26 protein-coding genes and 1 tRNA gene are annotated in these 24,350 nt (G+C 62.0%); 2 read left to right on the forward strand and 25 right to left on the reverse strand.

The window, feature by feature from the left end:
* Nucleotides 1-10: 10 nt before the first annotated feature.
* The 19 genes from der to trmJ all read right to left on the reverse strand — a co-directional run bounded on the left by der (nt 11) and on the right by trmJ (nt 16,621).
* Nucleotides 11-1,477, reverse strand: coding sequence for a ribosome biogenesis GTPase Der (gene der / locus ACF8K2_RS03120; protein WP_186554078.1), 1,467 nt, complete (start codon nt 1,475-1,477; stop codon nt 11-13).
* A 116-nt stretch (nt 1,478-1,593) separates the two neighbouring features.
* A complete protein-coding gene (bamB, locus tag ACF8K2_RS03125; RefSeq protein WP_186554079.1) occupies nt 1,594-2,736 on the reverse strand; it encodes an outer membrane protein assembly factor BamB in 1,143 nt (380 codons plus the stop codon).
* A gap of 1 nt (nt 2,737) precedes the next feature.
* Nucleotides 2,738-3,379: a tetratricopeptide repeat protein gene (locus tag ACF8K2_RS03130; protein ID WP_186554080.1), complete on the reverse strand. Its 642-nt coding sequence runs from the start codon at nt 3,377-3,379 to the stop codon at nt 2,738-2,740.
* 38 nt (nt 3,380-3,417) lie between these two features.
* Nucleotides 3,418-4,707 carry a histidine--tRNA ligase gene (gene hisS, locus ACF8K2_RS03135; RefSeq protein ID WP_186554081.1) on the reverse strand — a complete coding sequence of 430 codons (1,290 nt, stop codon included), beginning with the start codon at nt 4,705-4,707 and terminating at the stop codon, nt 3,418-3,420.
* 24 nt (nt 4,708-4,731) lie between these two features.
* On the reverse strand, nt 4,732-5,841 hold the full coding sequence (ispG, locus tag ACF8K2_RS03140) for a flavodoxin-dependent (E)-4-hydroxy-3-methylbut-2-enyl-diphosphate synthase (protein WP_186554082.1): 1,110 nt from the start codon (nt 5,839-5,841) through the stop codon (nt 4,732-4,734).
* Nucleotides 5,842-5,844: 3 nt separating this feature from the next.
* Entirely contained in the window at nt 5,845-6,885 is a 1,041-nt protein-coding gene (locus ACF8K2_RS03145; protein ID WP_392463416.1) for a RodZ domain-containing protein, read from the reverse strand.
* Entirely contained in the window at nt 6,882-7,643 is a 762-nt protein-coding gene (pilW, locus tag ACF8K2_RS03150; RefSeq protein ID WP_186554084.1) for a type IV pilus biogenesis/stability protein PilW, read from the reverse strand. Before pilW ends, ACF8K2_RS03145 begins: the two co-directional genes overlap by 4 nt.
* Nucleotides 7,644-7,657: 14 nt before the next feature.
* The gene (rlmN, locus tag ACF8K2_RS03155) at nt 7,658-8,803 is read right to left on the reverse strand and encodes a 23S rRNA (adenine(2503)-C(2))-methyltransferase RlmN (protein WP_264234816.1); all 1,146 of its coding nucleotides are present in this window, start codon (nt 8,801-8,803) and stop codon (nt 7,658-7,660) included.
* Nucleotides 8,804-8,831: 28 nt separating this feature from the next.
* The gene (gene ndk, locus ACF8K2_RS03160; RefSeq protein WP_033701183.1) at nt 8,832-9,257 is read right to left on the reverse strand and encodes a nucleoside-diphosphate kinase; all 426 of its coding nucleotides are present in this window, start codon (nt 9,255-9,257) and stop codon (nt 8,832-8,834) included.
* An 88-nt stretch (nt 9,258-9,345) separates the two neighbouring features.
* Nucleotides 9,346-9,546, reverse strand: coding sequence for a Fe-S cluster assembly protein IscX (gene iscX, locus ACF8K2_RS03165; protein ID WP_136916531.1), 201 nt, complete (start codon nt 9,544-9,546; stop codon nt 9,346-9,348).
* Between the two features lie 14 nt (nt 9,547-9,560).
* Entirely contained in the window at nt 9,561-9,902 is a 342-nt protein-coding gene (gene fdx, locus ACF8K2_RS03170; protein WP_186554086.1) for an ISC system 2Fe-2S type ferredoxin, read from the reverse strand.
* A 3-nt stretch (nt 9,903-9,905) separates the two neighbouring features.
* Nucleotides 9,906-11,768 carry a Fe-S protein assembly chaperone HscA gene (gene hscA, locus ACF8K2_RS03175; RefSeq protein ID WP_392463417.1) on the reverse strand — a complete coding sequence of 621 codons (1,863 nt, stop codon included), beginning with the start codon at nt 11,766-11,768 and terminating at the stop codon, nt 9,906-9,908.
* 41 nt (nt 11,769-11,809) lie between these two features.
* Nucleotides 11,810-12,322, reverse strand: coding sequence for a co-chaperone HscB (gene hscB / locus ACF8K2_RS03180; RefSeq protein ID WP_392463418.1), 513 nt, complete (start codon nt 12,320-12,322; stop codon nt 11,810-11,812).
* 8 nt (nt 12,323-12,330) lie between these two features.
* Nucleotides 12,331-12,654 (reverse strand): iron-sulfur cluster assembly protein IscA, encoded by a 324-nt coding sequence (iscA, locus tag ACF8K2_RS03185; protein WP_186554089.1) that lies wholly within the window; start codon nt 12,652-12,654, stop codon nt 12,331-12,333.
* A 44-nt stretch (nt 12,655-12,698) separates the two neighbouring features.
* Complete coding sequence (gene iscU / locus ACF8K2_RS03190) at nt 12,699-13,085, reverse strand: Fe-S cluster assembly scaffold IscU (RefSeq protein WP_011532337.1); 387 nt, start codon at nt 13,083-13,085, stop codon at nt 12,699-12,701.
* Nucleotides 13,086-13,131: 46 nt separating this feature from the next.
* On the reverse strand, nt 13,132-14,346 hold the full coding sequence (locus tag ACF8K2_RS03195) for an IscS subfamily cysteine desulfurase (RefSeq protein WP_186554090.1): 1,215 nt from the start codon (nt 14,344-14,346) through the stop codon (nt 13,132-13,134).
* 43 nt (nt 14,347-14,389) lie between these two features.
* Nucleotides 14,390-14,881 (reverse strand): Fe-S cluster assembly transcriptional regulator IscR, encoded by a 492-nt coding sequence (iscR, locus tag ACF8K2_RS03200; protein WP_042111731.1) that lies wholly within the window; start codon nt 14,879-14,881, stop codon nt 14,390-14,392.
* Nucleotides 14,882-15,046: 165 nt separating this feature from the next.
* The gene (gene cysE, locus ACF8K2_RS03205; protein WP_392463419.1) at nt 15,047-15,862 is read right to left on the reverse strand and encodes a serine O-acetyltransferase; all 816 of its coding nucleotides are present in this window, start codon (nt 15,860-15,862) and stop codon (nt 15,047-15,049) included.
* Between the two features lie 3 nt (nt 15,863-15,865).
* A complete protein-coding gene (gene trmJ, locus ACF8K2_RS03210; protein ID WP_392463420.1) occupies nt 15,866-16,621 on the reverse strand; it encodes a tRNA (cytosine(32)/uridine(32)-2'-O)-methyltransferase TrmJ in 756 nt (251 codons plus the stop codon).
* Nucleotides 16,622-16,771: 150 nt separating this feature from the next.
* Here trmJ and suhB point away from each other — a divergent pair, with 150 nt between their 5' ends.
* Entirely contained in the window at nt 16,772-17,590 is an 819-nt protein-coding gene (gene suhB / locus ACF8K2_RS03215; protein WP_186554093.1) for an inositol-phosphate phosphatase, read from the forward strand.
* Nucleotides 17,591-17,805: 215 nt separating this feature from the next.
* Here the strand turns inward: suhB and ACF8K2_RS03220 are convergent, their stop codons facing one another.
* The 6 genes from ACF8K2_RS03220 to queA all read right to left on the reverse strand — a co-directional run bounded on the left by ACF8K2_RS03220 (nt 17,806) and on the right by queA (nt 23,891).
* The gene (locus ACF8K2_RS03220; protein WP_186554094.1) at nt 17,806-18,354 is read right to left on the reverse strand and encodes a glycine zipper 2TM domain-containing protein; all 549 of its coding nucleotides are present in this window, start codon (nt 18,352-18,354) and stop codon (nt 17,806-17,808) included.
* Nucleotides 18,355-18,475: 121 nt separating this feature from the next.
* Nucleotides 18,476-19,384: a protein translocase subunit SecF gene (gene secF, locus ACF8K2_RS03225; protein WP_186554095.1), complete on the reverse strand. Its 909-nt coding sequence runs from the start codon at nt 19,382-19,384 to the stop codon at nt 18,476-18,478.
* A gap of 10 nt (nt 19,385-19,394) precedes the next feature.
* Entirely contained in the window at nt 19,395-21,257 is a 1,863-nt protein-coding gene (gene secD, locus ACF8K2_RS03230; protein WP_186554096.1) for a protein translocase subunit SecD, read from the reverse strand.
* Between the two features lie 63 nt (nt 21,258-21,320).
* Nucleotides 21,321-21,656: a preprotein translocase subunit YajC gene (yajC, locus tag ACF8K2_RS03235; protein WP_186554097.1), complete on the reverse strand. Its 336-nt coding sequence runs from the start codon at nt 21,654-21,656 to the stop codon at nt 21,321-21,323.
* Nucleotides 21,657-21,711: 55 nt separating this feature from the next.
* Complete coding sequence (tgt, locus tag ACF8K2_RS03240) at nt 21,712-22,827, reverse strand: tRNA guanosine(34) transglycosylase Tgt (protein ID WP_186554297.1); 1,116 nt, start codon at nt 22,825-22,827, stop codon at nt 21,712-21,714.
* Between the two features lie 14 nt (nt 22,828-22,841).
* Nucleotides 22,842-23,891, reverse strand: a complete 1,050-nt coding sequence (queA, locus tag ACF8K2_RS03245) for a tRNA preQ1(34) S-adenosylmethionine ribosyltransferase-isomerase QueA (RefSeq protein ID WP_186554098.1) — start codon at nt 23,889-23,891, stop codon at nt 22,842-22,844.
* A 108-nt stretch (nt 23,892-23,999) separates the two neighbouring features.
* Between queA and ACF8K2_RS03250 the strand changes: the two genes are divergently transcribed.
* Nucleotides 24,000-24,084, forward strand: a tRNA-Leu gene (locus tag ACF8K2_RS03250).
* The last annotated feature ends 266 nt before the right edge of the window (nt 24,085-24,350 follow it).

Genomic DNA, 24,350 nt, shown 5'->3' on the forward strand with positions numbered 1-24,350 from the left:
CGAAACGAGCTTACTTACGCTTGTCCTTGCGCTTCTTCTCGGCCTTCTTGTGGTGCGACATCAAGCGGCGCTTCTTGTTGACCTGGCGGTCGGTGAGGGTGTTCTTGTTACCCTCGTACGGGTTCTCACCACCCTTGTACTCGATGCGAATCGGCGTACCGACCAGCTTGAGCACCCGGCGATAGGTGTTTTCCAGGTAACGCGAGTACGAGCGCGGGATCTTGTCGGTCTGGTTGCCGTGGATGACGATCAGCGGCGGGTTGGCACCACCGAGGTGGGCATAACGCAGCTTGATCCGACGACCATTGACCAGCGGCGGCTGGTGCTCGCTGACCGCGTCTTCAAGGATCTGGGTCAGGCGGCTGGTCGGCCAGCGGGTGACCGCCGACTTGAACGCGGCCTGCACCGACTTGTACAGGTTGCCCACGCCCGTGCCATGCAGCGCGGAGATGAAGTGAATGTCGGCGAAGTCGACGAAGAACAGCCGGCGCTCGAGCTCAGTCTTGACGTAGTCACGCTCGCCTGGCTGCATGCCATCCCACTTGTTCAGGGCGATGACGATGGCGCGGCCAGCTTCCAGGGCAAAGCCCAGCAGGTTCAGGTCGTGATCGACCACCCCTTCGCGGGCGTCCATGACGAAGATCACCACGTTGGCGTCCTTGATCGCCTGCAGCGTCTTGACCACCGAGAACTTCTCGACTTCTTCATGGATCTTGCCGCGCTTACGCACCCCGGCGGTGTCAATGAAGGTGTACTTCTCGCCATCGCGCTCAAACGGGATGTAGATACTGTCGCGGGTGGTGCCCGGCTGGTCGTAGACCACCACACGCTCCTCGCCGAGCATGCGGTTGACCAGGGTCGACTTGCCGACGTTAGGGCGGCCGATGATGGCGATCTTGATGCCATCCTTCTCGCTTGGGCCAGGGATGCGCACGGCCTCTTCGCCTTGGGCCACGTCCTGGTCGAGCGCTTCCTCTTCCTGGTCACGCGGAATATGGCCGAGCACAGATTCCATCAGGGCGTTGATGCCACGGCCCTGGGAGCCGGCCACCGGAATCGCATTGCCCATGCCCAGCGGCGAGAACTCGGCGCGGGCCACATCGGCATCGATGTTGTCGATCTTGTTGGCAACCAGGATGGCCGACTTGTTGCGCTTGCGCAGGTGCTCGGCAATCATCTGGTCAGCGGCGGTCATGCCGGCACGGGCGTCGACCAGGAACAGCACATAATCGGCTTCTTCGATGGCCATCAGCGACTGCTCGGCCATCTTCTCGTCCATGCCGACTTCATCACCAGTGATACCACCGGTGTCGATCAGGATGTACGAACGACCCTGCCACATGGCGTCGCCATACTGGCGGTCACGGGTCAGGCCCGACAGGTCGCCAACGATGGCGTCACGGGTTTTGGTCAAACGGTTGAACATGGTGGACTTGCCGACGTTCGGCCGCCCCACCAGGGCGATTACGGGAACCATACGGCTCTCCACTCGTGAATTCTTGAAAATGCAAAGGCCGCTGCGAAGCAGCGGCCGGAGTTCGTGCGGCGCTTCGTGCGCCGCGGCTCGAGGCCGGCAAGGCCTCAAGCATAGCTTCAGCGGATGGTCAGTGCCTGGAGCTTGCCGCTGTTGCCGAAGACATAGATGGTGTCACCGACCACCAGAGGGCGGGCGCGCAGACCATCACTGTCGATACGCTCACGGCCAACGAAGCGACCATCGACCTGGCTGAGCAGGTGCAGGTAGCCTTCGAAGTCACCGACAGCGACGTAGCTGGAGAACACTTCCGGCGCCGACAGCTGACGGCGAGCCATGGAATCGTTGCTCCACAGGGCGCTGGAGGAGCGCTCGTCAACGCCTTCTACGGTACCCGAGGCCTCGCTGACGTAAACGTTGCCAAAGCCCTGGGCGACACCCACGTAGCTGGAGGCATCACGCTGCCACAGTACCCGGCCGCTTTCCAGATCCAGGCCCGCAACGCGGCCCTGGTAGGTGCTGACGTACAGGGTACCACCAGACAGCAGCAGACCGCCGTCGATATCCACTACCCGGTCCAACTCCGAACGGCCTTGCGGGATGGCTACGCGGCTTTCCCACACCGGCACGCCGTTCTGGGTATCCACGGCAATGACCTTACCGGTCGACAGGCCAGCGATGGCCAGGCGATTGGTCACGATCGGTGCACCGGTACCACGCAGGGTCAGTACCGCCGGGGTGCTTTCGTAGATCCAGCGACGATCACCCGTGGCGGCATCGAGGCCGATCAGGCGGTCGTCCTGGGTCTGCACCACCACAACGTCACCGTTGTTGGCAGGCGGCGCCAGCACTTCACTGGTGACGCGGGAGCGCCAGCGCTCCTCACCGGTGCTGCTGTCCAGGGCAATCACTTCACCTTTGAGGGTGCCGAGCATGACCAGGCCGTAGCCTACGCCGACAGCGCCGGAAACCGGCAGCTCCAGATCCTTCTTCCACACAACGTCGCCGTTGACGCGGTCCAGGGCCATCACCAAGCCGTTGACGTCAGAGGCGTAGATACGGTCGTTCTCGATGGCCGGGACCAGGGTGTTGTAGGTCTCACCCTGACCGTCACCGATCGAACGGCTCCACTGCTTCTTGAGCACCACTTCTTCGGTGAACTTGGTCAGCTCGGCCGGAGGCAGTTCCTTCTTGCTGTTGCTGCTGCAACCCGCGGCCAGTACGGCCAGGGTCAGCACTGCTGCTTGTTTCCAACCGATCACGTCAAGCGTCCCCTTTGGCCAGGTCGTCCAGCTTCAGTTGCAGGCCACCGACCGCTGCTTCATCAGACAGCGCGGCCTTGGCTTTTTCGTATGCATTGTGGGCGTCACCGGCACGACCGAGCTGTACCAGCAGGTCGCCCTTGAGCTCTTCGCGGCTGGCCTGGAAAGCTTTGTCAGCATCGCCGTCAAGCAGCTTGAGGGCGTCTTCAGCCTTGTCCTGGGCAGCCAGGACACGCGCCAGACGCTGGCGCGCTATTTCGCCCAGGGTGGCATCGGCCGGTTTGTCCAGCACGCTCTTGAGCTCGCTGGCAGCATCGTCGAGCTTACCGCTATCGACCGCCACTTTAGCCACGAACAGGCTGCCGTATTGGGCATAGGCGGTGCCAGCGAATTCGCTCTTGAGCTTGCCGGCCAGTTCCGCAACCTTGGCCGCATCAGGTTGGCCAGTTGGCGTCAGGCTGGTTTCCAGCAGGTTCTGGTACAACACAGACGCGCCCTGCGACTGGTTATTCTGGTACTTGTGCCAGGCCTGCCAGCCCATTACCAAGGCAGCAGCCAGCAGGGCGCCGGTCAGCAGCGGCTTGCCGTTGCGGTCCCACCAGTCCTTGACCGCAACCAGGCCATCATCATCGGTACTCGACACCCCAATACTCCTATTCAGCAATTCGGCTGTTTGACTGCTTACGCTTGCGCGAGAGCAGCTTGCAGGTGCTCGGCCAGAGCATCCCAGGCAATGTTCTGTTGTTCGCCCTGGCCACGCAGGGGCTTGAAACCTACCACTTGTTGCGCCAGTTCGTCGTCACCCATGATCAGGGCGAACAGCGCGCCGCTCTTGTCGGCTTTCTTGAACTGGCTCTTGAAGCTGCCGCCACCGGCGTTGACCGCCAGGCGTAGGCCGGGCACTTGGTCACGCAGGGTTTCGGAGAGCTTCAGGCCCGCCAGCTCCGCCTGCTCGCCAAAGGCGCACAAGTACAGGTCGATCTGACGGCTGATCGACTCGGGCACCTTGCCCAGTGTCTCGAGCAGCAGGATCAAGCGTTCGATACCCATGGCAAAACCCACACCCGGGGTCGGCTTGCCGCCCATCTGCTCGACTAGGCCATCGTAGCGACCACCGGCACAGACAGTGCCCTGGGCGCCGAGCTTGTCGGTGACCCACTCGAACACGGTCTTGCTGTAGTAGTCCAGGCCACGCACCAGCTTGGTGTTGATCACGAACGGAATACCGGCAGCGTCCAGGCGGGCCTTGAGGCCCTCGAAGTGCAGGCGCGATTCTTCGTCCAGGTAATCTTCCAGCTTCGGCGCACCGACCAGCACCGCTTGGGTGCCTTGGTCCTTGCTGTCGAGGATGCGCAGCGGGTTGCTTTTAAGGCGGCGCTGGCTGTCTTCGTCGAGCTGCTCCAGGCGCGCCGAGAGAAACTCGACCAGCGCGTCACGGTAGCGGGCACGGGCTTCGCTGGTACCCAGGCTGTTCAGTTCAAGCTTGACCGCGTCCTGGATGCCCAATTGGCCCCAAAGGCGCCAGGTGAGCATGATCAGCTCGGCGTCGATGTCCGGACCGTCGAGGTTGAACACTTCCACGCCAATCTGGTGGAACTGGCGGTAGCGGCCTTTCTGCGGGCGCTCGTGGCGGAACATCTGGCCGATGTACCAAAGCTTCTGCACCTGGCCATTGCCCGTGATGCCATGCTCGAGCACTGCACGTACACAGGCGGCGGTGCCTTCGGGACGCAGGGTCAGCGAATCGCCGTTGCGGTCCTCGAAGGTGTACATCTCTTTTTCGACGATGTCAGTGACTTCACCGATCGAGCGCTTGAACAGCTCGGTGAACTCGACGATCGGCGTGCGGATCTGGCTGTAGCCGTAACCATCCAGCAGGCCGGCCACGGTGCCCTCGAAGTAGCGCCACAGCGGCGACTGCTCAGGCAGGATGTCGTTCATGCCACGGATGGCTTGCAGCGATTTGCTCACGAAAAGTCCTTACCAATCTGTGTTTCAGCCACGGGCGATCAGCGCCGCATCGGCCTCGACCTTTTCGGCCGCTTTCTGGCGGATGAGCTTTTCCAGTTCATCGACCAAGTTGTCATTGTTCAGCTTCTGCGCAGGCTTGCCGTCGATGTAGACCAGGTTCGGCGTACCGCCGGTCAGGCCCACATGCGACTCCTTGGCCTCACCTGGGCCGTTGACCACGCAGCCGATCACGGCCACATCCAACGGCACCAGCAGGTCTTCCAGGCGCGTTTCCAGCTCGTTCATGGTCTTGACCACATCGAAGTTCTGCCGCGAGCAGCTCGGGCAGGCGATGAAGTTGATGCCACGCGAACGCAGGTGCAGCGACTTGAGGATGTCGTAGCCGACCTTCACTTCTTCAACAGGGTCTGCGGCCAGGGAAATACGAATCGTATCGCCAATGCCTTCGGCCAGCAGCATACCGATGCCGACGGCGGATTTCACTGTCCCCGAACGCAGGCCACCGGCTTCGGTGATGCCCAGGTGCAGCGGTTGGACGATCTGCCGGGCCAATTGGCGGTAGGCCTCGACGGCCATGAACACGTCGGATGCCTTGACGCTGACCTTGTAGTCCTGGAAATCCAGGCGGTCGAGGTGCTCGACATGGCGCAGCGCCGACTCGACCAGCGCGGCTGGGGTCGGTTCGCCGTACTTCTTCTGCAGGTCCTTTTCCAGGGAGCCGGCGTTGACGCCGATACGGATTGGGATACCACGATCACGCGCCGCATCGACCACCGCGCGTACGCGGTCTTCGCGGCCAATGTTGCCCGGGTTGATGCGCAGGCAGTCGACACCCAGTTCAGCCACACGCAGGGCGATCTTGTAGTCGAAGTGGATATCGGCCACCAGCGGCACGCTGACCAGCTGCTTGATGCGGCCGAAGGCTTCGGCGGCGTCCATGTCCGGTACCGAGACACGGACGATGTCGACGCCAGCATCGACCAGGCGCTGGATCTGCCCGACCGTGGCGGCGACATCATTGGTGTCGGTGTTGGTCATGCTCTGCACCGCGATGGGCGCATCGCCGCCCACCGGCACATTGCCGACCCAGATTTTCCGGGATTCGCGACGTTTGATCGGAGATTCGCCGTGCATGACTTACTGTCCCAACTTCAGGCGAGCGGTTTCGCCACTGGTGAACGGTGCAACGTCGACGGCCTGGCCGTTGTAGCTGACCTGGGCGCCACGGGCAAAGCCCAGGCGTACCGCGAACGGCGGCTTGCCGGTCAGTTCCAGGCTGTCACCCTTGCGCTTGATGGCGCTGAACAGCACCTTGCCGTTGCCGTCGGAGACTTGAGTCCAGCAATCGGCGGTGAATTGAATTGCAACCTTGGCGCTGCCGGCTGGGGCCGGGGCGGCAGGTTCGGCGGCGCTAGCCGGCACGCTGGCGGCCGGGGTAGCAGCTGCTACTGGCGCTACTGGCGCGACCGGTGCCACTGGCGCAGCCGCAGCTGCAGGAGCCTGTGCCGCAGCGGCCGGGGCTGCCGGCGCTGGGGTGCTGGCTGCGGCCGCGGGCGTGGCCGGCGCAGTAGCTTCTTCATTGGCTGAGCCGCTGGTCTCGCCAGCAGGTGCCTGCTCTAGCGCCAATGGCTCGGTTTGCGGCTGCTGGCCTTCGCTGACGGCTTGGTCTTCTGGCTCGTCCAACGGGTGAATCTGCGTGGTGCCGTCGGCGCTTTCGACTTCAACGTGCTCCAGGGCGATCTTGGCCAAGTCCTTGCCGCGCAGGCTGGTCTGGTCTTGCCACCAGAAAAAGCCACCGCCGACCACCGCCACCAGCAACAGCAGACTGACACCGCGCAGGATGTTGTGCGACAGGCGCACCGGCTCTTCGATACGGCCCAGCGCATGCACTTGGCTGCCTTGGGCATGGGTACCGGTGATCTGGTCGAAGGCGGCCACCAACGGGGCTTGGTCCATGTCCATCAGCTTGGCATAGGCACGGATGTAACCACGGGCGAAGGTGTGCCCTGGCAGCTTGTCGAAGGCGCCGGATTCCAGGTTGTTCAGCGAACTCAGGGTCAGGTTGAGCTTGCGGGCTACCTCGGCTTGCGACCAATCGCGGTTTTCGCGGGCCTGGCGCAAGATCTCACCGGGGTGCTGGTGAGACGCTGCTGCTACTTCGGGATGAGCGGCTTTCATCGTTGCTCCGACAGGTATTGCTGATATTCCGGCGTACCGGGATAAAGTCGTTGTAATTGCTGGCCCAGTTCAGCCACCACGGCCGGTTCAGCGAACACCCGCGCCAGGCGGCTACCCAGCAGCAGGCTGCGGGCTTGCGGGTCGCTCAGCTGGCTGAAACGATCGTAGTAATCACGGGCCGGCACATAATGCCTGTTTTCGTAGGACAACTCAGCCATTTCCAGCAACGCCCTGGGTTGCCGTGGGTTGAGTTGCAGGGCTTTTTCCAAATACTCGCGCGCTTGCTCTGGACGCCCTAGCTTCATGGCGGTCAGGCCAAGGTTTTCAAAGACTCGCGAGCGCTCAGGATACAGGGTATCGGCGCCGGCCTGGCGAAAGACCTGCTCGGCCTGACTAAAACGCCCCTGAGCATATAGGAAACTGCCGTAGTTGTTGCGAATCCGCGTGTCATTGGCACGCTGCGCCAGGGCCTGGCGAAAATGCTCCTCGGCCAGGGCGGGTTCGCCCTGCGCCTGGAACACCAAGGCCAGGGCGGCATGGGCGTCGGCATCGCGGTCATTCAGGGCCAGGGCTTTGGCCAGCGGCGCCTTGGCCTGCTCGGTCAAACCTTGTTGCAAATAACCCAAGCCCAACTGTACATAAGCCCGCCCCGCTTCGACCCGACCTTGATGGCTGGCCAGCGGATCGCCGGCGCCGCCGGACACGCAGCCGGCCAGCAGCAACAGCGTCAGGATCGACAGCGCGGCGCGCAGGGTCATTGGCAGGTTCTCGGTCAGTGGCGCGCGGCGCTATCTTGCATCTGCACGTCGTCGTTGAGCTGACGCACAGCAATGTAGCGCTCACTGCGGCGGGTGCGGTCCATCACCTGGCCAACCAGCTGACCACAGGCGGCGTCGATATCTTCGCCACGGGTGGTGCGGGTGGTGACGTTGAATCCACCGTGATGGAGCATGTCCTGGAAGCGGCGGATGGCGTTGTTGCTCGGCCGCTCGTAACCGGAATGCGGGAATGGGTTGAACGGGATCAGGTTGATCTTGCACGGCACATCGCGCAGCAGTTCGATCATCTGCGCCGCGTGTTCCGGCTGGTCGTTGACGTCCTTGAGCAGGGTGTACTCGACGGTCAGCACGCGCTTGCCACCCAGGGTGGCCATGTAGCCCATGCACGACTCCAGCAGCACCTTGAGCGGGTACTTCTTGTTGATCGGTACCAGCTTGTTACGCAGTTCGTCGTTCGGCGCGTGCAGCGACAGCGCCAGGGAAACGTCGATGTGCTTGGCCAGTTCGTCGATCATCGGCACCACGCCGGAAGTGGACAAGGTGACGCGACGCTTGGAAATGCCATAGCCCAGATCATCCATCATGATCTTCATGGCGGCGATGACATTGTCGAAATTGAGCAACGGCTCGCCCATGCCCATCATCACCACGTTGGTAATGGCGCGGTCGACTTTGGCCGGGACGGTTCCGAAGGATTTGTTCGCAAGCCACACCTGGCCAATGACTTCGGCGGCGGTGAGGTTGCTATTGAAGCCTTGCTTGCCGGTGGAGCAGAAACTGCAGTCCAGGGCGCAGCCGGCTTGGGACGAAACGCAGAGGGTACCGCGGTCGTCGGTGGGGATGTAGACGGTCTCGACGCAGCTGCCGGAGGCAACGCGGATCACCCATTTACGGGTGCCGTCGGCGGAAATGTCTTCACTGACCACTTCCGGAGGCCGAATCTCGGCAACAGCCTCGAGCTTTTCGCGCAAGGCCTTGCCGACATTGGTCATGGCGGCGAAATCATCGACGCCAAAATGGTGAATCCATTTCATTACTTGACCGGCACGGAAGCGCTTCTCCCCAATCGAGTCGAAGAACTGTTCCATTTCCGGCTGGGTCAGACCCAACAGGTTGATTTTGCCAGTAGATGTCGTCATGGATTCACCCTCACCCGTAAGCTTTCGCTTAGCGAGTGGTTACCTCGGTAGCAGCGAAGAAGTAAGCGATTTCGCGAGCAGCGGCAGCTTCGGAGTCCGAACCGTGAACGGCGTTGGCGTCGATCGACTCAGCGAAGTCAGCACGGATGGTGCCGGCAGCAGCTTCTTTAGGGTTGGTAGCGCCCATCAGCTCACGGTTCAGAGCGATGGCGTTTTCGCCTTCCAGAACCTGAACGACAACTGGACCGGAAGTCATGAAGGCAACCAGGTCACCGAAGAAACCGCGCTCGCTGTGCTCAGCGTAGAAGCCTTCAGCTTCGGCTTTGGACAGTTGCTTGATTTTCGAAGCAACGATTTTCAGGCCAGCGTCTTCGAAGCGAGTGGTGATCTTGCCGATGACGTTCTTGGCAACTGCGTCAGGCTTGATGATCGAGAAAGTACGTTGAACAGCCATGATAACTCCAGAAAATTGAGTGTTGCGAAAAATTAAACCCGCGAATTATACGCGGGTTCCAGGGGATTGCCTAACCTGCAGATAACGCTCAGTCGGCTTCTTCGATCCAAGCCGCCTGGATGGCCTCGAGCACTTTCTCACCGCCGCGTGACGGATCGTCGCTAAATTCTGGCAGGGCCAGTACCCAACGGTGCAGATCGACGAAATTTACATAACGAGGATCGACCTCAGGCTTACTTTCTGCAAGCTGGATGGCGATCTCAAGTACATCAACCCATTTCAGACTCATGCCAGCCTCCAGACTCAGTGCGGCGCTTCAGCGGCGTGGTTGAGCGAATATTTGGGGATTTCGATGGTCAGGTCTTCATCACCGACCACTACCTGGCAACCCAGGCGCGACTGTGCTTCCAGGCCCCAGGCCTTGTCCAGCATGTCTTCTTCGAGCTCGTCGGCTTCTTCCAGCGAGTCGAAGCCCTGGCGCACGATGCAGTGGCAGGTGGTGCAGGCCTTGACGCCGCCGCAGGCGCTTTCCATCTCGATATGGTGCTCGTGAGCCAGCTCGAGGATGTTGGTGCCAGCAGGCACCTCGACCACCAGGCCCTCCGGGCAGAACTTCTCGTGCGGCAGGAATTTCACCTGGGGCATCGGTTACTCCTCGATCTCATTCAGGTTGCGCCCGGCCAGTGCGGCTTTGACCGTCGAATCAAGGCGACGGGCGGCAAATGCATCGGTCACCTGCGACAGAATCTTGGTCTGTTGCTCGATGGCAGGGCCATCGGTGCCGGCCAGCAAATCACGTAGTTGTTGCATCTGGAAGGCAATAGCCTCGCGCTCTTCGGCGCTTAGCAGGCGCTCGCCATCGGCGTCCAATGCGCCCTGCACCGCTTCGAGCAGGCGTTCGCCGTCGACCTGGTGCTCACGCAGCTGACGCGCCTGCTTGTCGGAACCTGCGTGCTCGAAGGAGTCCTTGAGCATGCGGGCGATCTCTCCGTCGGTCAGGCCGTACGACGGCTTGACCTGAATGCTCGACTCCACGCCAGAGCCCAGCTCGCGGGCGGCTACGCTGAGCAGCCCGTCGGCGTCGACCTGGAAGGTCACGCGGATCTTCGCCGCGCCTGCCACCATTGCCGGAATGCCGCGCAACTCGAAGCGGGCCAGGGAGCGGCAGTCGCTGATCAGCTCGCGCTCACCCTGCAGGACGTGGATCATCATGGCCGACTGGCCATCTTTATAAGTGGTGAACTCTTGCGCGCGGGCCACAGGGATCGTGGTGTTGCGCGGGATCACCTTCTCCATCAGGCCGCCCATGGTCTCAAGACCGAGCGACAGCGGGATGACGTCCAGCAGCAACAGCTCGCCGCCTTCGCGACGGTTACCCGCCAAGGTATCGGCCTGGATCGCGGCGCCGATAGCGACCACCTGATCGGGGTCGATCGACGTCAGCGGGGTACGGCCAAACAGCGTGCCGACCGCTTCGCGCACACGCGGAACGCGAGTCGAACCACCCACCATGACCACCGCCCCGACCTCTTCGAGTTCGATGCCGCTGTCACGCACGGCGCGCCGGCAAGCCTTGAGACTGCGGGCGATCATTGGCTCGATCATCGCTTCGAAGGCCGCCCGGCTCAGCTCGCCCTGCCAGGCACCGTGCTGAACGCTAACTGCGTCGGCGTCGGTCAGGGCTTCCTTGGCGGCGCAAGCAGTCTGCAGCAGCAGGCGCTGGGTAGCGGGATCGAGGTCAGCGGACAAACCCGCTTGCTCGATGATCCAGCCAGCAATCGCGTGATCGAAATCGTCACCACCCAGGGCCGTATCGCCCCCCGTGGCCAGCACTTCGAAGACGCCAGCGGTAAGACGCAGGATAGAAATATCGAACGTACCGCCACCCAAATCGAAGATCGCCACCACGCCTTCGGCGTTCTGGTCCAGACCATAAGCCACGGCAGCAGCGGTCGGCTCGTTGAGCAGGCGCAGAACGTTGAGGCTGGCCAGTTTGGCGGCATCTTTGGTGGCTTGGCGCTGGGCGTCGTCGAAGTAGGCCGGGACAGTAATCACCGCCCCTACCAGGTCGCCACCCAGGGTCTGCTCAGCACGCTGGCGCAGCACCTTGAGGATGTCGGCAGACACTTCCACCGGGCTCTTTGGCCCCTGGACCGTGTCGATGAACGGCATGTGCGACTCACCGCCCACAAAACGGTAAGGCAGCTGTTCGCCGAGTTGCTTGACGTCTGCCAGGCCACGGCCCATCAGGCGCTTGACCGACAAGATAGTATTGAGCGGGTCGCTGGAGGCAGCGTCGCGCGCAGCCTGGCCGACTTCAACGCGGCCATCGAGGTAGCGCACGGCGGACGGCAGGATGACACTGCCCTGCGCGTCGGGCAGCGGCTCGCTCAGGCCACTGCGCAAGGCGGCAACCAGAGAATTGGTGGTACCCAGGTCGATCCCCACCGCCAGGCGGCGCTGGTGCGGCTGTGGGCTCTGACCGGGTTCGGCGATCTGCAGTAGGGCCATGCTTATCTAGATACCTTAGGCGTCGTCACGGCAACGCCGGGTTAATCGTCGAGGCGCTCTTCCAACTGGCGCACTTCTTGGGCGAGCTTGTCGAGGAACTGCATGCGGCGCATCAGGCGCTCGGCCTGTTCACGCTGCGCAGCATCATCCCAGCAGGCGGCGAAATCCTCGTTGAGCGTGTCTTGGGCAGCCTTGAGGCGCTTCTTGAACACCGCGACACCGTCCAGATCGTCCAGCTCTTCGAGCTCCTCACGCAGCTCCATCTGCTGCAACAGGAAGTCCGGGTCATGCACGGTGACTTCCTGCGGCACTTCATGGCCACTGATGGCCAGCAGATAGCGGGCACGCCGCGGGGCGCTGCGCAGGATCTGGTAGGCGTCGTTCAACGCTGCCGAGTTTTCCAGGGCAATGCGCTGTTCACGTTCGGAGGCATCGGCGAAACGGTCCGGATGGACCTCGCGGGCCAGCTCGCGGTAGCGAACGGCCAGCTTGTCGAGGTCCAGACGAAAGCCCGGCTTGAGGTCAAACAGAGCGAAATGGCAAGGAGTACCCACGTCAAGCCTCAGACATTGAAGCTTTCGCCGCAGCCACACTCACCGCGCACGTTGGGGTTGTTGAACTTGAAGCCTTCGTTCAACCCTTCCTTGACGAAGTCGAGCTCGGTACCGTCGAGGTAGACCAGGCTTTTCGGGTCGATGATGACCTTCACGCCGTGGTTCTCGAACACCTGATCTTCAGACGCCACTTCGTCGACGAACTCCAGCACGTAGGCCAGGCCCGAGCAACCGGTGGTGCGCACGGCCAGGCGAATGCCCTCACCCTTGCCGCGCCCGTCGAGGGAACGCCGCACGTGGTTGGCGGCGGCTTCTGTCATGCTGATAGCCATCGGAGCTCCTTTGCTTAGCTGTGCTTACCGTTGAGTCTTGCGACTCAGATCAAGCCTTTCTTCTGCTTGTAGTCGCGTACGGCCGCCTTGATGGCGTCTTCGGCGAGTACCGAGCAGTGGATCTTGACCGGCGGCAGCGCGAGTTCCTCAGCCAGCTGGGTGTTCTTGATGGTTTCGGCTTCGTCCAGGGTCTTGCCCTTCATCCACTCGGTGGCGAGGGAGCTGGAGGCGATGGCCGAACCGCAGCCATAGGTCTTGAACTTGGCGTCTTCGATGACGCCCTGCTCGTTGACCTTGATCTGCAGACGCATCACGTCACCGCAGGCCGGGGCGCCGACCATGCCGGTGCCGACATCCGGATCGTCGGCGTTCATCTTGCCGACGTTGCGCGGGTTTTCGTAGTGGTCGATGACCTTTTCACTGTATGCCATGGTGCAATTCCTTCCTCATCAGGGAGCCGCTCTTGCCGGCGACTGCTTAGTGGGCGGCCCACTCGATCTTGGAGATGTCGACGCCGTCTTTGTACATGTCCCACAGCGGCGAGAGCTCACGCAGCTTGTTGACTGCCTTGCAGACTTCCTGCGCGGCGTAGTCGACTTCTTCTTCAGTGGTGAAGCGGCCGAAGGAGAAGCGGATCGAGCTGTGTGCCAGCTCGTCGTTACGGCCCAGAGCGCGCAGTACATAGGACGGCTCGAGCGAAGCGGAGGTGCAGGCCGAACCCGACGATACCGCGATGTCCTTGAGCGACATCAGCAGCGACTCGCCTTCAACGTAGTTGAAGCTCAGGTTCAGGTTGTGCGGCACGCGGGCAGTCTGGCTGCCGTTGACGTAGAGCTCTTCGAGGTCCGAGACCTGCTTGAAGAAGCGGTCGCTCAGGGCCTTGATGCGGACGTTCTCGCTGGCCATTTCCTGCTTGGCAATGGCAAACGCCTCGCCCATGCCGACAATCTGGTGGGTTGGCAGGGTGCCCGAACGCATGCCGCGCTCATGGCCACCGCCGTGAATGATGGCTTCCAGGCGAACCCGTGGCTTGCGGCTGACGTACAGCGCGCCGATGCCTTTCGGGCCGTAGACCTTGTGCGCCGAGAACGACATCAGGTCGACCTTGAGTTTCTGCAGGTCGATTTCGACCTTGCCAGCCGACTGGGCGGCGTCGACATGGAACAGCACGCCGCGCGAACGGGTCAGTTCACCGATGGCGGCGATGTCGTTGATCGAGCCGACTTCGTTGTTGACGTGCATCAGCGAGACCAGGATGGTGTCGTCGCGCAGCACCGCCTCGACCTGGGCCGGGGTGACGATGCCGTCTTCGCCCGGCTCGAGGTAGGTGACTTCGAAACCTTCACGCTCGAGCTGGCGAGCGGTATCCAGGACCGCCTTGTGCTCGATCTTGGAGGTGATGATGTGCTTGCCCTTGGTCTGATAGAAGTGCGCAACACCCTTCAGCGCCAGGTTGTCGGACTCGGTAGCACCGCTGGTCCAGACGATCTCGCGCGGGTCGGCGTTGATCAGCTCGGCTACTTGACGACGGCCGTTCTCCACAGCTTCCTCGGCGCGCCAGCCGAACACGTGGGAGCGCGAAGCCGGGTTACCGAAGTTTCCGTCGACCAGCAGGCAGTCGGCCATCTTCTGGGCCACACGTGGGTCGACCGGGGTGGTCGCGGAGTAATCGAGGTAGATCGGCAACTTCATTGAGTATCTCCTATCAGGCGTTGGCGTCGCTCGTCGTCACGGTTCAGTCGACGGCGGACGTCTCAATCTTGTCCAGCTGGGCGGATCGGCCTGCGACACGGCGCAGGTCCTGGCGTTGGGCGACTTCTTGCACCTCACGGCGCATCACGAGGTCGGCCAGGCTGATGCCACTGAGGAATTCATGGATCTGCTGGCTGAGGTCGCACCACAAGTGGTGAGTCAGGCAGGTGTCACCGGCATGGCAATCCCCCAGGCCCTGGCAGCGGGTGGCATCGACCGATTCATTGACCGCATCGATGACCTGGGCCACCTGGATGGTTTCCATGCCCCGCGACAGCTGGTAGCCACCGCCTGGACCGCGCACGCTGGAAACCAGGCTGCTACGGCGCAGCTTGGCGAACAGCTGTTCCAGATAAGAGAGGGAAATGCCCTGGCGCTCGGAAATGTCGGCCAAAGACACCGGCCCATGCTGCGCGTGCAGTGCCAGGTCAAGCATGGCGGTCACGGCGTATCGGCCTTTGGTAGTCAGTCGCATGGCGTATGGGTACCACGGGAGTTACAAGATGTGAGCGAGTATGCGATTCCCGAGCATTTAAGTCAACTATAAGACCTACTGCTTTAGTCGGGTTTGCATCTGGGAGGCGGGCGCGAGTGTAGCAGACATGGGGCGTGATCACACGCCCCAGATGACGAACTGATGTCAATGCGGCTGGGTGTCACCCTGCGCGGCTTGCTTGGCGTCGGCCGGCTTGGCTTCGCCCTGAATCAGCTCGACGAAGTCGTCTTCAGGCAAAGCCGGCAGTTCCTTGCCACAGTAATCGCTACCCAGGTTGGTCAGGGCGCCACACATGCCCTCCAGGCGCTCGTCGACGGCCTGCAGATGATCGAGCATCTGGCCAATCGCTCGCGCCACCGGATCGGGCATGTCGCCACTGACGCCGTAGGCGTCAAAGCCGATTTTCTCGGCCATGGCCTTGCGCTTGGCCTCGACTTCGCTGTCTTCGGTCTTGACGATGATGCGCCCTGGGATACCCACCGCCGTGGCGCCTGGCGGCACTTCCTTGGTGACCACGGCGTTGGAGCCGATCTTGGCCCCGGCACCGACGGTAAACGGGCCCAGCACCTTGGCGCCGGCACCGACTACCACGCCGTTCTCCAAGGTGGGGTGGCGCTTGCCTTTATTCCAGCTGGTGCCGCCCAGGGTCACGCCTTGGTACAGGGTGACGTCGTCACCGATCTCGGCAGTCTCGCCAATGACGATACCCATGCCGTGGTCGATGAAGAAGCGCCTACCGATGGTCGCGCCGGGATGGATCTCGATACCGGTCATCCAGCGACCGAAGTTCGACACCAGCCGAGCCAGCCATTTGAAGTCACGAAGCCACAGGGCATGACCGAGACGGTGCAGCCAGATGGCGTGCATCCCCGGGTAGCAGGTCAGCACCTCGAAGGCGTTGCGCGCTGCCGGGTCACGATGAAATACGCTTTGGATATCTTCACGCAGACGTTCAAACATCTTTCAGTCCTTCCGCTTATGCGGCTCGCCTCGGGCGACCTTCTGGGTCTCGGTGAGGATGCCGCGCAAAATGCTCATTTCCGAACGGTCGACCGCACTACGCCCATACAACCGGCGCAGACGCGCCATCAGGTGCTTGGGCTTCTCGGGATCGAGGAACGCGATATCCACCAGGGTTTTTTCCAGGTGGTCGTAGAAACGCTCCATTTCGTCCAGTGTCGCCAGCTCGCCGGCGTCCGCTTTCTCGACTTTCGCCGGTGTGCCCTGCTCGGTCAGCCAGGCCATGCGCACCTCGTAGGCGAGCACCTGGACAGCGGCAGCAAGGTTCAGCGAGCTGAAGTCGGGGTTCGAGGGAATGTGCACGTGGAAGTGACATCGCTGCAGTTCGTCGTTGGTCAGGCCGGCATGCTCGCGCCCGAACACCAGGGCGATTTCCTCACCGGTAGCGGCGCGCTCTACGGCCTTGGCGCCGCACTCACGCGGGTCGAGCATGGGCCAGGGCAGGCTGCGGTCACGGGCACTGGTGCCGATCGCCAGGCTGCAGCCGACCAGCGCCTCTTCCAGCGAGCCGACCACTTGGGCGCCATCGAGCACATCGTCGGCGCCGGAGGCACGGGCGCTGGCGTCGGCAGCGGGAAAGTCCAGTGGCTGAACCAGCACCAGGCGCGACAAGCCCATGTTTTTCATGGCACGAGCAGCGCCGCCGATGTTGCCGGGGTGGCTGGTATTGACCAGAACAACACGAATATTCTGCAGCAAGGTGTGTGCTCATAGATGCGATTGAAGGGGGTATTGATCTTACAGAACCGACCAGCGTAACGCCACGAAAGCAAATGTCACACTTCTGCCGCAGGAGTTTTCTGCTAGAATGTGCGGCTTTCTTCTTTAACATCCCCAGGTGAAACGCCCATGCAGCCTATGCTGAATATCGCCCTGCGCGCTGCTCGCAGCGCCAGTGAACTGATTTTCCGCTCCATCGAACGCCTGGATAGCATCAAGGTCGACGAAAAGGAAGCCAAGGACTACGTCTCCGAGGTTGACCGCGCTGCCGAGCAGAGCATCGTCAACGCCTTGCGCAAGGCTTACCCGAACCACTCCATCCAAGGCGAAGAGACCGGCCTGCACGCTGGCTCCGGCGAAGAAGGCAAGGATTACCTGTGGATCATCGATCCGCTGGATGGCACCACCAACTTCCTGCGTGGCGTTCCTCACTTTGCGGTCAGCATCGCCTGCAAATACCGTGGCCGCCTGGAACACGCCGTGGTCCTCGACCCAGTGCGCCAGGAAGAGTTCACCGCCAGCCGTGGCCGTGGCGCCCAAGTCAACGGTCGCCGCCTGCGCGTCAGCTCGCGCACCAGCCTGGAAGGCGCACTGCTGGGTACCGGCTATCCGTTCCGCGACAACCAGATGGAAGACCTGGACAACTACCTGGGCATGTTCCGCGCCCTGACTGGCCAGACCGCCGGCATCCGCCGCGCCGGCTCCGCCAGCCTGGACCTGGCCTATGTCGCCGCTGGCCGTTTCGACGCCTACTGGGAGTCGGGCCTGTCCGAATGGGACATGGCTGCCGGCGTACTGCTGGTACAAGAAGCCGGCGGCCTGGTGAGCGACTTCAACGGTGGCCATGACTTCCTCGAGAAGGGCCATATCGTTGCGGGCAACATCAAGTGCTTCAAAGCCGTGCTGACTGCCATCCAGCCGCACGTGCCGCACTCGCTGAAACGCTGAGGCGGATTTCAGCCACAAAAAAAGCACCCTACGGGGTGCTTTTTTGTGGCTATTGCCCTGGTGAGATGCGTGGGAGCGGGCTTGTCCCGCGATAGCATGCGCCCATCAACCTAGGAAGCCCGCCTGACGCTATCGCGGGGCAAGCCCGCTCCCACGATGCACTGCGTCCACGATACTGCCGTCCAAGATGCACTGCGTCAGTCAGAGAACTAGCCTTACTGCCCCGGCTGCGCCTGGCTCAGCACCAGCTTGCCATTCTCATCCAGCGGAATGGTCGAGCCCGGCTCGTGATCCATCTTCACCTTGCCGACCTTGTCGCCAATCGAATAGGTCACGTTGTAGCCAACCACCTTCTCGCTGAGGTCGTTGACCGTATTGCAGCGGGTTTGCGTGGTGGTGTAGGTGTCACGCTCCTGCATGCCCTCCTGCACCTTGTTACCGGCATAACCGCCACCGACCGCACCGGCCACGGTGGCGATCTTCTTGCCGGTACCGCCGCCAATCTGGTTACCCAGCAAGCCGCCAGCCAGTGCACCGACCACGGTGCCGGCAATCTGGTGCTGGTCCTTGACCGGCGCCTGACGGGTCACGGTGACGTCCTTGCACACTTCGCGCGGGGTCTTGACCTGCTGTTTAATCGGCTGCACGTCCGTCACCTGAGCAACCTCAGGGCCTTTGTTCACCAAGCTGTAGGTCGCCACAGCACCTCCGGCAGTGACACCGACAGCACCCAGCACCGCACCCACTAGCATTGATTTATTCACGTGAACCTCCTGATCGTACTTGCGGGTCCGAACCCGCGCTTCTCCCAGCCTTGGAGTAAAAAAAAAGCCGCGAGTTCAACACTCGCGGCTCTCTTTGCGTCAAACGGCGTAGGACAAATCCTTACGGACGGTCGTCCACACCCTCAGCCTTGACCGGTGGAATCAGGTCTTCGCTGTTCAAATTCAGCCAGATCAGCACCACGTTGGCGATGTAGATCGACGAGTAGGTACCGGCCATGACCCCGATGAACAGTGCCAGGGAGAAGCCGAACAGGTTGTCGCCGCCGAAGAACAGCAGCGCCGCGATGGCCAGCAAGGTCGACACCGAGGTGGCGATGGTACGCAGCAGGGTCTGGGTGGTCGAGACGTTGATGTTCTCGATCAACGAAGCCTTGCGCATGACCCGGAAGTTCTCACGTACCCGGTCGAACACGACGATGGTGTCGTTGAGCGAGTAACCGATGATCGCCAGGACCGCCGCCAGCACCGTCAGGTCGAAGGTGATCTGGAAGAACGACAGGATACCTACGGTCACCACCACGTCGTGGATCAGCGAGATGATCGCGCCCACGGCGAACTTCCACTGGAAGCGGAAGGCCAGGTAGATCAACACCCCGCCCAGCGCCAGGAGCATGCCCAGGCCGCCCTGGTCACGCAGCTCCTCGCCCACCTGCGGGCCGACGAACTCGACGCGCTTGAGGGTTGCCGGGTTGTCGCCACCGGCCTTCTGCAACGCCGCCGCGACTTTGCTACCCAGTTGCGGGTCGTCGCCAGGCATCCGCACCAGCAGGTCGGTGGTCGCACCAAAGCTCTGCACCACGGCATCGCCAAAGCCCGACTCGACCAGCTCGGCACGCACGGTTTTCAGGTCTGCCGGACGCTCGTAGGTCAGCTCGATGAGCGTACCGCCGGTGAAGTCCAGACCGAAGTTCAGGCCCTTCTGCCACCAGCTGAACAGTGCCAGCACGGTAAGCAGTACGGTGATGGCGAACGCGACATTGCGCACGCCCATGAAGTTGATGGTTTTCATGGTTATTCCCTCAAACCCACAGCTTCTTGATGTCACGCCCGCCGCAGGTCAGGTTGACCATTGCGCGGGTCACCATGACGGCGGTGAACATCGAGGTGAAAATCCCGAGGGACATGGTAACCGCGAAGCCTTTGACCGGACCGGTACCCATGGCGAACAGGATGCCGCCGACCAACAGACTGGTCAGGTTGGCGTCGATGATCGCGGTGTAGGCACGGCTGAAGCCTTCGTGGATGGCGCGCTGGACCGTCATGCCGTTTTTCAGCTCCTCGCGAATCCGCGAGAAGATCAGCACGTTGGCGTCAACCGCCATACCCATGGTCAACACGATACCGGCAATACCTGGCAGGGTCAGGGTCGCGCCGAGCAGCGACATCAGCGCCAGCAGCAGGATCATGTTACCGGTCAGGGCGATGGTCGCGATCACACCGAAGCCACGGTAGATGGCGATGATGAACAGCGAGACGAACAGCATGCCCCACAGCGATGCATCGACACCCTTGGTGATGTTGTCAGCACCCAGGCTTGGACCGATGGTACGTTCTTCAGCGAAGTACATCGGTGCGGCCAGACCACCGGCACGCAGCAGCAGGGCCAGCTCGGACGATTCGCCTTGGCCGTTCAGACCGGTGATCCGGAACTGGCTGCCCAGTGGCGACTGAATGGTCGCCAGGCTGATGATCTTCTTGTCTTCCTGGAAGCTCTGAACTGGCACTTCCTTCTCGACACCGTCGACCATCTGTTTGACGTAGCGGGTCACCGGCTTCTGCTCGATGAAGATTACCGCCATGCTGCGCCCGACGTTGCTGCGGGTAGCGCGGCTCATCAGTTCGCCGCCATGGCCATCGAGGCGAATGTTGACCTGCGGACGGCCCTGCTCGTCGAAGCTGGCCTGGGCATCGGTGACCTGGTCACCGGTGATGATCAGGCCGCGCTCGACGGGCGCCGAGCGACCACCGTCACGGAACTCGAAGACCTCAGTGGTGGCCTTGGACGCGCCTGGCTCGGCACCGAAGCGGAACTCGAGGTTGGCGGTCTTGCCGAGGATACGCTTGGCTTCGGCAGTGTCCTGCACGCCTGGCAGCTCGACCACGATGCGGTTGGCGCCTTGGCGCTGCACCAGTGGCTCAGCCACGCCCAACTCGTTGACACGGTTACGGACGGTGGTCAGGTTCTGCTTGATCGAGTATTCGCGGATCTCGGCAACTTTGGCCGGGGTCAGCGCCAGACGCAGCACGGCGAGCTCGTTGCGCTCGGTGGTGGTCAGGTCGAAATCAGTGAAATTCTTGCGGATCAGGGCACGGGCCTGTTCGCGGGTGGCGTCGTCGGAGAAGCCCAGCATGATGCCGCCGTCCTGCTGAGGCAGGCTGCGATAGCGGATGCGCTCTTTGCGCAACAGGGTCTTCACTTCGCCTTCGTAGACTTTCATCCGGGCGCTCATGGCCTTGTCCATGTCCACTTCGAGCAGGAAGTGCACACCACCGGACAGGTCCAGACCCAGTTTCATCGGGCTTGCACCCAGGTTACGCAGCCACTGCGGGGTGGTCTGGGCCAGGTTCAGGGCCACGACGTAATCATCGCCCAGTGCCTTGCGCACCACATCCTTGGCAGGGAGCTGGTCTTCCTGGTTGGTCAGGCGCACCAGCGCACTGCCCTTCTCGCCCAGGCTACCGCCCTTCACGGCGATACCGGCATCGCTCAGCGCCTTGGTGACGCGATCGAGGTCGGCTTGGTTGACCTGCAGTGCGGAGCTCGCACCACTGATCTGCACCGCCGGATCATCCGGGTAAAGGTTGGGAGCGGAATAAATGAAACCGATCGCCAGTACCAGCACGATCAGTGCGTATTTCCACAGAGGGTATTTGTTCAGCATCACGCCGCCCGTTCAAGACGCGGGGCGCGTTGCGCGCCCCGACTGGAAAAGAAAACCGGTAACTCAGATAGCCTTGAGCGTACCTTTTGGCAGGGTCGCAGCCACGGCGCCCTTCTGGAACTTCAGCTCGACGGTGTCGGACACTTCCAGAACCACGAAATCATCGGAAACCTTGACGATTTTGCCGGCGATGCCGCCGTTGGTGACAACTTCGTCACCTTTTTGCAAGTTGCCCAGCAGGTTCTTCTGCTCTTTGGCACGCTTGGCCTGTGGACGCCAGATCATCAGGTAGAAGATGACCAGGAAGCCAACCAGGAAAATCCACTCAAAGCCAGTACCAGCAGGGCCGGCGGCCGGGGCAGCTGCGTCCGCGTAAGCGGCGGGGATCAAAAAGCTCATGTGACACTCCAGTTGTTAAGTTGCACGTGTTGAGTTGGCAATACGTGAGAGACAGTCAGTCCAAAGGCGGCACAGGCAGCCCGCGTTTGGCATAGAAGGCGTCGACAAAGGCGGCCAATTTACCTTGTTGAATAGCCTCGCGTAAACCGGCCATCAGACGCTGGTAATGACGCAAGTTATGGATCGTATTCAACATGCTGCTCAACATTTCGCCGCATTTGTCCAGGTGATGGAGATAGGCGCGGGAGAAGTTAGTGCAGGTGTAGCAATCGCAGGTCGGATCCAGCGGCGAATCATCGTGGCGATGGAACGCGTTGCGGATCTTGATCACCCCGGTATCGATGAACAGATGGCCGTTGCGCGCGTTGCGCGTCGGCATCACGCAGTCGAACATGTCGACGCCGCGGCGCACACCCTCTACAAGATCCTCGGGTTTGCCTACACCCATAAGGTAACGAGGTTTGTCAGCCGGCATCTGCGCAGGCAGATAGTCCAGCACCTTGATCATCTCGTGCTTGGGCTCACCGACCGACAGGCCGCCGATGGCCAGGCCATCGAAGTCGATGTTGACCAGCGCTTCGAGCGAGCGCATGCGCAGGTCCTGGTACATGCCGCCCTGGACGATACCGAACAGCGCCGCGGTGTTGTCGCCATGGGCATTCTTCGAGCGCTGGGCCCAACGCAGCGACAACTCCATCGAGGTACGAGCAACATCATGCTCGGCCGGGTACGGCGTGCACTCGTCGAAGATCATCACGATGTCCGAGCCCAGGTCGCGCTGGACCTGCATCGACTCTTCCGGGCCCATGAACACCTTGGAGCCATCGACGGGCGAGGCGAAGGTAACGCCCTCCTCCTTGATCTTGCGCATGGCGCCCAGGCTGAACACCTGGAAACCACCCGAGTCGGTGAGGATCGGGCCTTTCCACTGCATGAAATCGTGCAGGCCGTTGTGCTTCTTGATCACCTCGGTGCCCGGGCGCAGCCACAGGTGGAAGGTGTTGCCCAGGATGATCTCGGCGCCAATGGCCTCGATGTCCCGCGGCAGCATGCCCTTGACCGTGCCATAGGTACCGACCGGCATGAACGCCGGGGTCTCGACCGTGCCACGGGGGAAGGTCAGGCGACCACGACGGGCCTTGCCGTCGGTGGCCAGCAGTTCGAAGGACATTCGACAGGTGCGACTCATGCTTGATCCTCGGGGCCGCGTGGCGCCGGATTGCGGGTGATGAACATCGCATCACCGTAACTGAAGAAGCGGTACCCCTGCTCGACTGCTGCCGCGTAGGCAGCCATGGTCTCGGGATAACCGGCGAAGGCCGAGACCAGCATCAGCAGCGTGGACTCCGGCAGGTGGAAGTTGGTGACCAGGGCGTCGACCACATGGAACGGCCGGCCAGGGAAGATAAAGATGTCGGTGTCGCCACTGAACGCCTTGAGCTGCCCGTCACGCGCAGCGCTCTCAAGCGAGCGCACGCTGGTCGTGCCGACGGCCACTACCCGACCACCGCGCGCGCGGCAGGCGGCAACGGCATCGACCACTTCCTGACTGACCTCGAGCCACTCTTTATGCATGTGGTGGTCTTCGATCTTGTCGACCCGCACCGGCTGGAAGGTGCCCGCGCCCACATGCAGGGTGACGAAGGCGCGTTCAACGCCCTTGGCTGCGATCTTCTCAAGCAGCGCTTCATCGAAGTGCAGACCTGCGGTTGGCGCAGCAACGGCGCCAGCGCGCTCGGCATAGACCGTCTGGTAGCGCTCGCGATCGGCGCCTTCGTCTGGGCGATCGATATACGGCGGCAGCGGCATATGCCCGACCCGCTCCAGCAGCGGCAGCACCTCTTCGGTGAAGCGCAGCTCGAACAGCGTGTCATGGCGCGCGACCATCTCGGCCTCGCCGCCGCCATCGATGAGGATCTGCGTCCCGGCCTTGGGCGCCTTGCTGGCGCGCACATGGGCCAGCACCCGGTGGCTGTCGAGCACCCGCTCGACCAGCACTTCGAGCTTGCCGCCGGAGGCTTTCTGGCCGAACAGCCGCGCCGGGATCACCCGGGTGTTGTTGAACACCATCAGGTCGCCCGGACGCAGGTAGTCGAGCAAGTCGGTGAATTGCTGATGCACCAGCGCCCCGCTCGGTCCATCAAGAACCAGCAGTCGGCTGCCATGGCGCTCGGCCAGCGGGTGGCGGGCGATCAGGGAATCGGGGAGTTCGAAGGAAAAATCGGCGACGCGCATGATGGTGTTCGGTTCGACAGGGCCGCAAAGTTTAGCCCAACGAATGAAAATTCTCCATGAAAGCCGATTGACCGACCGAAGGACCCTCTCTATACTGCGGCGCCACAAGCCCTGATGGCGGAATTGGTAGACGCGGCGGATTCAAAATCCGTTTTCGAAAGGAGTGGGAGTTCGAGTCTCCCTCGGGGCACCAAAATCCAGAAAAAACCGACCTTGATAGGTCGGTTTTTTTTTGCCCTGAATCTGCTGCAAAACGCCACTCCTGTGGGAGCGGGCTCGCCCCGCGATGTGGCCAGCCGCCGCCCAGCCAAGCCCACACCTGCGCCCCAGAACCCCGCCAAACTTTAAGAATTTCCCCATTCCCTGTAGTCCATTTCCCAAACATACTCCGCCCGCCTTACAAGCCATTGCGGTGCTTTGGGTCGCCCTCTAGTCTCGCCCGGTCGTTGCCAATTCAAC

Source organism: Pseudomonas sp. xss_2, assembly GCF_043104195.1.
In the GTDB taxonomy this organism is placed as follows: domain Bacteria; phylum Pseudomonadota; class Gammaproteobacteria; order Pseudomonadales; family Pseudomonadaceae; genus Aquipseudomonas; species Aquipseudomonas urmiensis.

Bases quoted from the DNA above. Each gene is read 5' to 3' on its own strand.
- hscA (WP_392463417.1), bottom strand. From the start codon at position 11,768: ATGGCCCTACTGCAGATCGCCGAACCCGGTCAGAGCCCACAGCCGCAC.
- secF (WP_186554095.1), bottom strand. From the start codon at position 19,384: ATGAAAACCATCAACTTCATGGGCGTGCGCAATGTCGCGTTCGCCATC.
- tgt (WP_186554297.1), bottom strand. From the start codon at position 22,827: ATGTCCTTCGAACTGCTGGCCACCGACGGCAAGGCCCGTCGTGGTCGC.
- fdx (WP_186554086.1), bottom strand. From the start codon at position 9,902: ATGCCCCAGGTGAAATTCCTGCCGCACGAGAAGTTCTGCCCGGAGGGC.
- ACF8K2_RS03195 (WP_186554090.1), bottom strand. From the start codon at position 14,346: ATGAAGTTGCCGATCTACCTCGATTACTCCGCGACCACCCCGGTCGAC.
- iscA (WP_186554089.1), bottom strand. From the start codon at position 12,654: ATGGCTATCAGCATGACAGAAGCCGCCGCCAACCACGTGCGGCGTTCC.
- pilW (WP_186554084.1), bottom strand. From the start codon at position 7,643: ATGACCCTGCGCGCCGCGCTGTCGATCCTGACGCTGTTGCTGCTGGCC.
- secD (WP_186554096.1), bottom strand. From the start codon at position 21,257: ATGCTGAACAAATACCCTCTGTGGAAATACGCACTGATCGTGCTGGTA.
- iscU (WP_011532337.1), bottom strand. From the start codon at position 13,085: ATGGCATACAGTGAAAAGGTCATCGACCACTACGAAAACCCGCGCAAC.
- queA (WP_186554098.1), bottom strand. From the start codon at position 23,891: ATGCGCGTCGCCGATTTTTCCTTCGAACTCCCCGATTCCCTGATCGCC.
- iscR (WP_042111731.1), bottom strand. From the start codon at position 14,881: ATGCGACTGACTACCAAAGGCCGATACGCCGTGACCGCCATGCTTGAC.
- yajC (WP_186554097.1), bottom strand. From the start codon at position 21,656: ATGAGCTTTTTGATCCCCGCCGCTTACGCGGACGCAGCTGCCCCGGCC.
- ispG (WP_186554082.1), bottom strand. From the start codon at position 5,841: ATGCACGGCGAATCTCCGATCAAACGTCGCGAATCCCGGAAAATCTGG.
- rlmN (WP_264234816.1), bottom strand. From the start codon at position 8,803: ATGACGACATCTACTGGCAAAATCAACCTGTTGGGTCTGACCCAGCCG.
- ACF8K2_RS03145 (WP_392463416.1), bottom strand. From the start codon at position 6,885: ATGAAAGCCGCTCATCCCGAAGTAGCAGCAGCGTCTCACCAGCACCCC.
- der (WP_186554078.1), bottom strand. From the start codon at position 1,477: ATGGTTCCCGTAATCGCCCTGGTGGGGCGGCCGAACGTCGGCAAGTCC.
- suhB (WP_186554093.1), top strand. From the start codon at position 16,772: ATGCAGCCTATGCTGAATATCGCCCTGCGCGCTGCTCGCAGCGCCAGT.
- ndk (WP_033701183.1), bottom strand. From the start codon at position 9,257: ATGGCTGTTCAACGTACTTTCTCGATCATCAAGCCTGACGCAGTTGCC.
- cysE (WP_392463419.1), bottom strand. From the start codon at position 15,862: ATGTTTGAACGTCTGCGTGAAGATATCCAAAGCGTATTTCATCGTGAC.
- iscX (WP_136916531.1), bottom strand. From the start codon at position 9,546: ATGAGTCTGAAATGGGTTGATGTACTTGAGATCGCCATCCAGCTTGCA.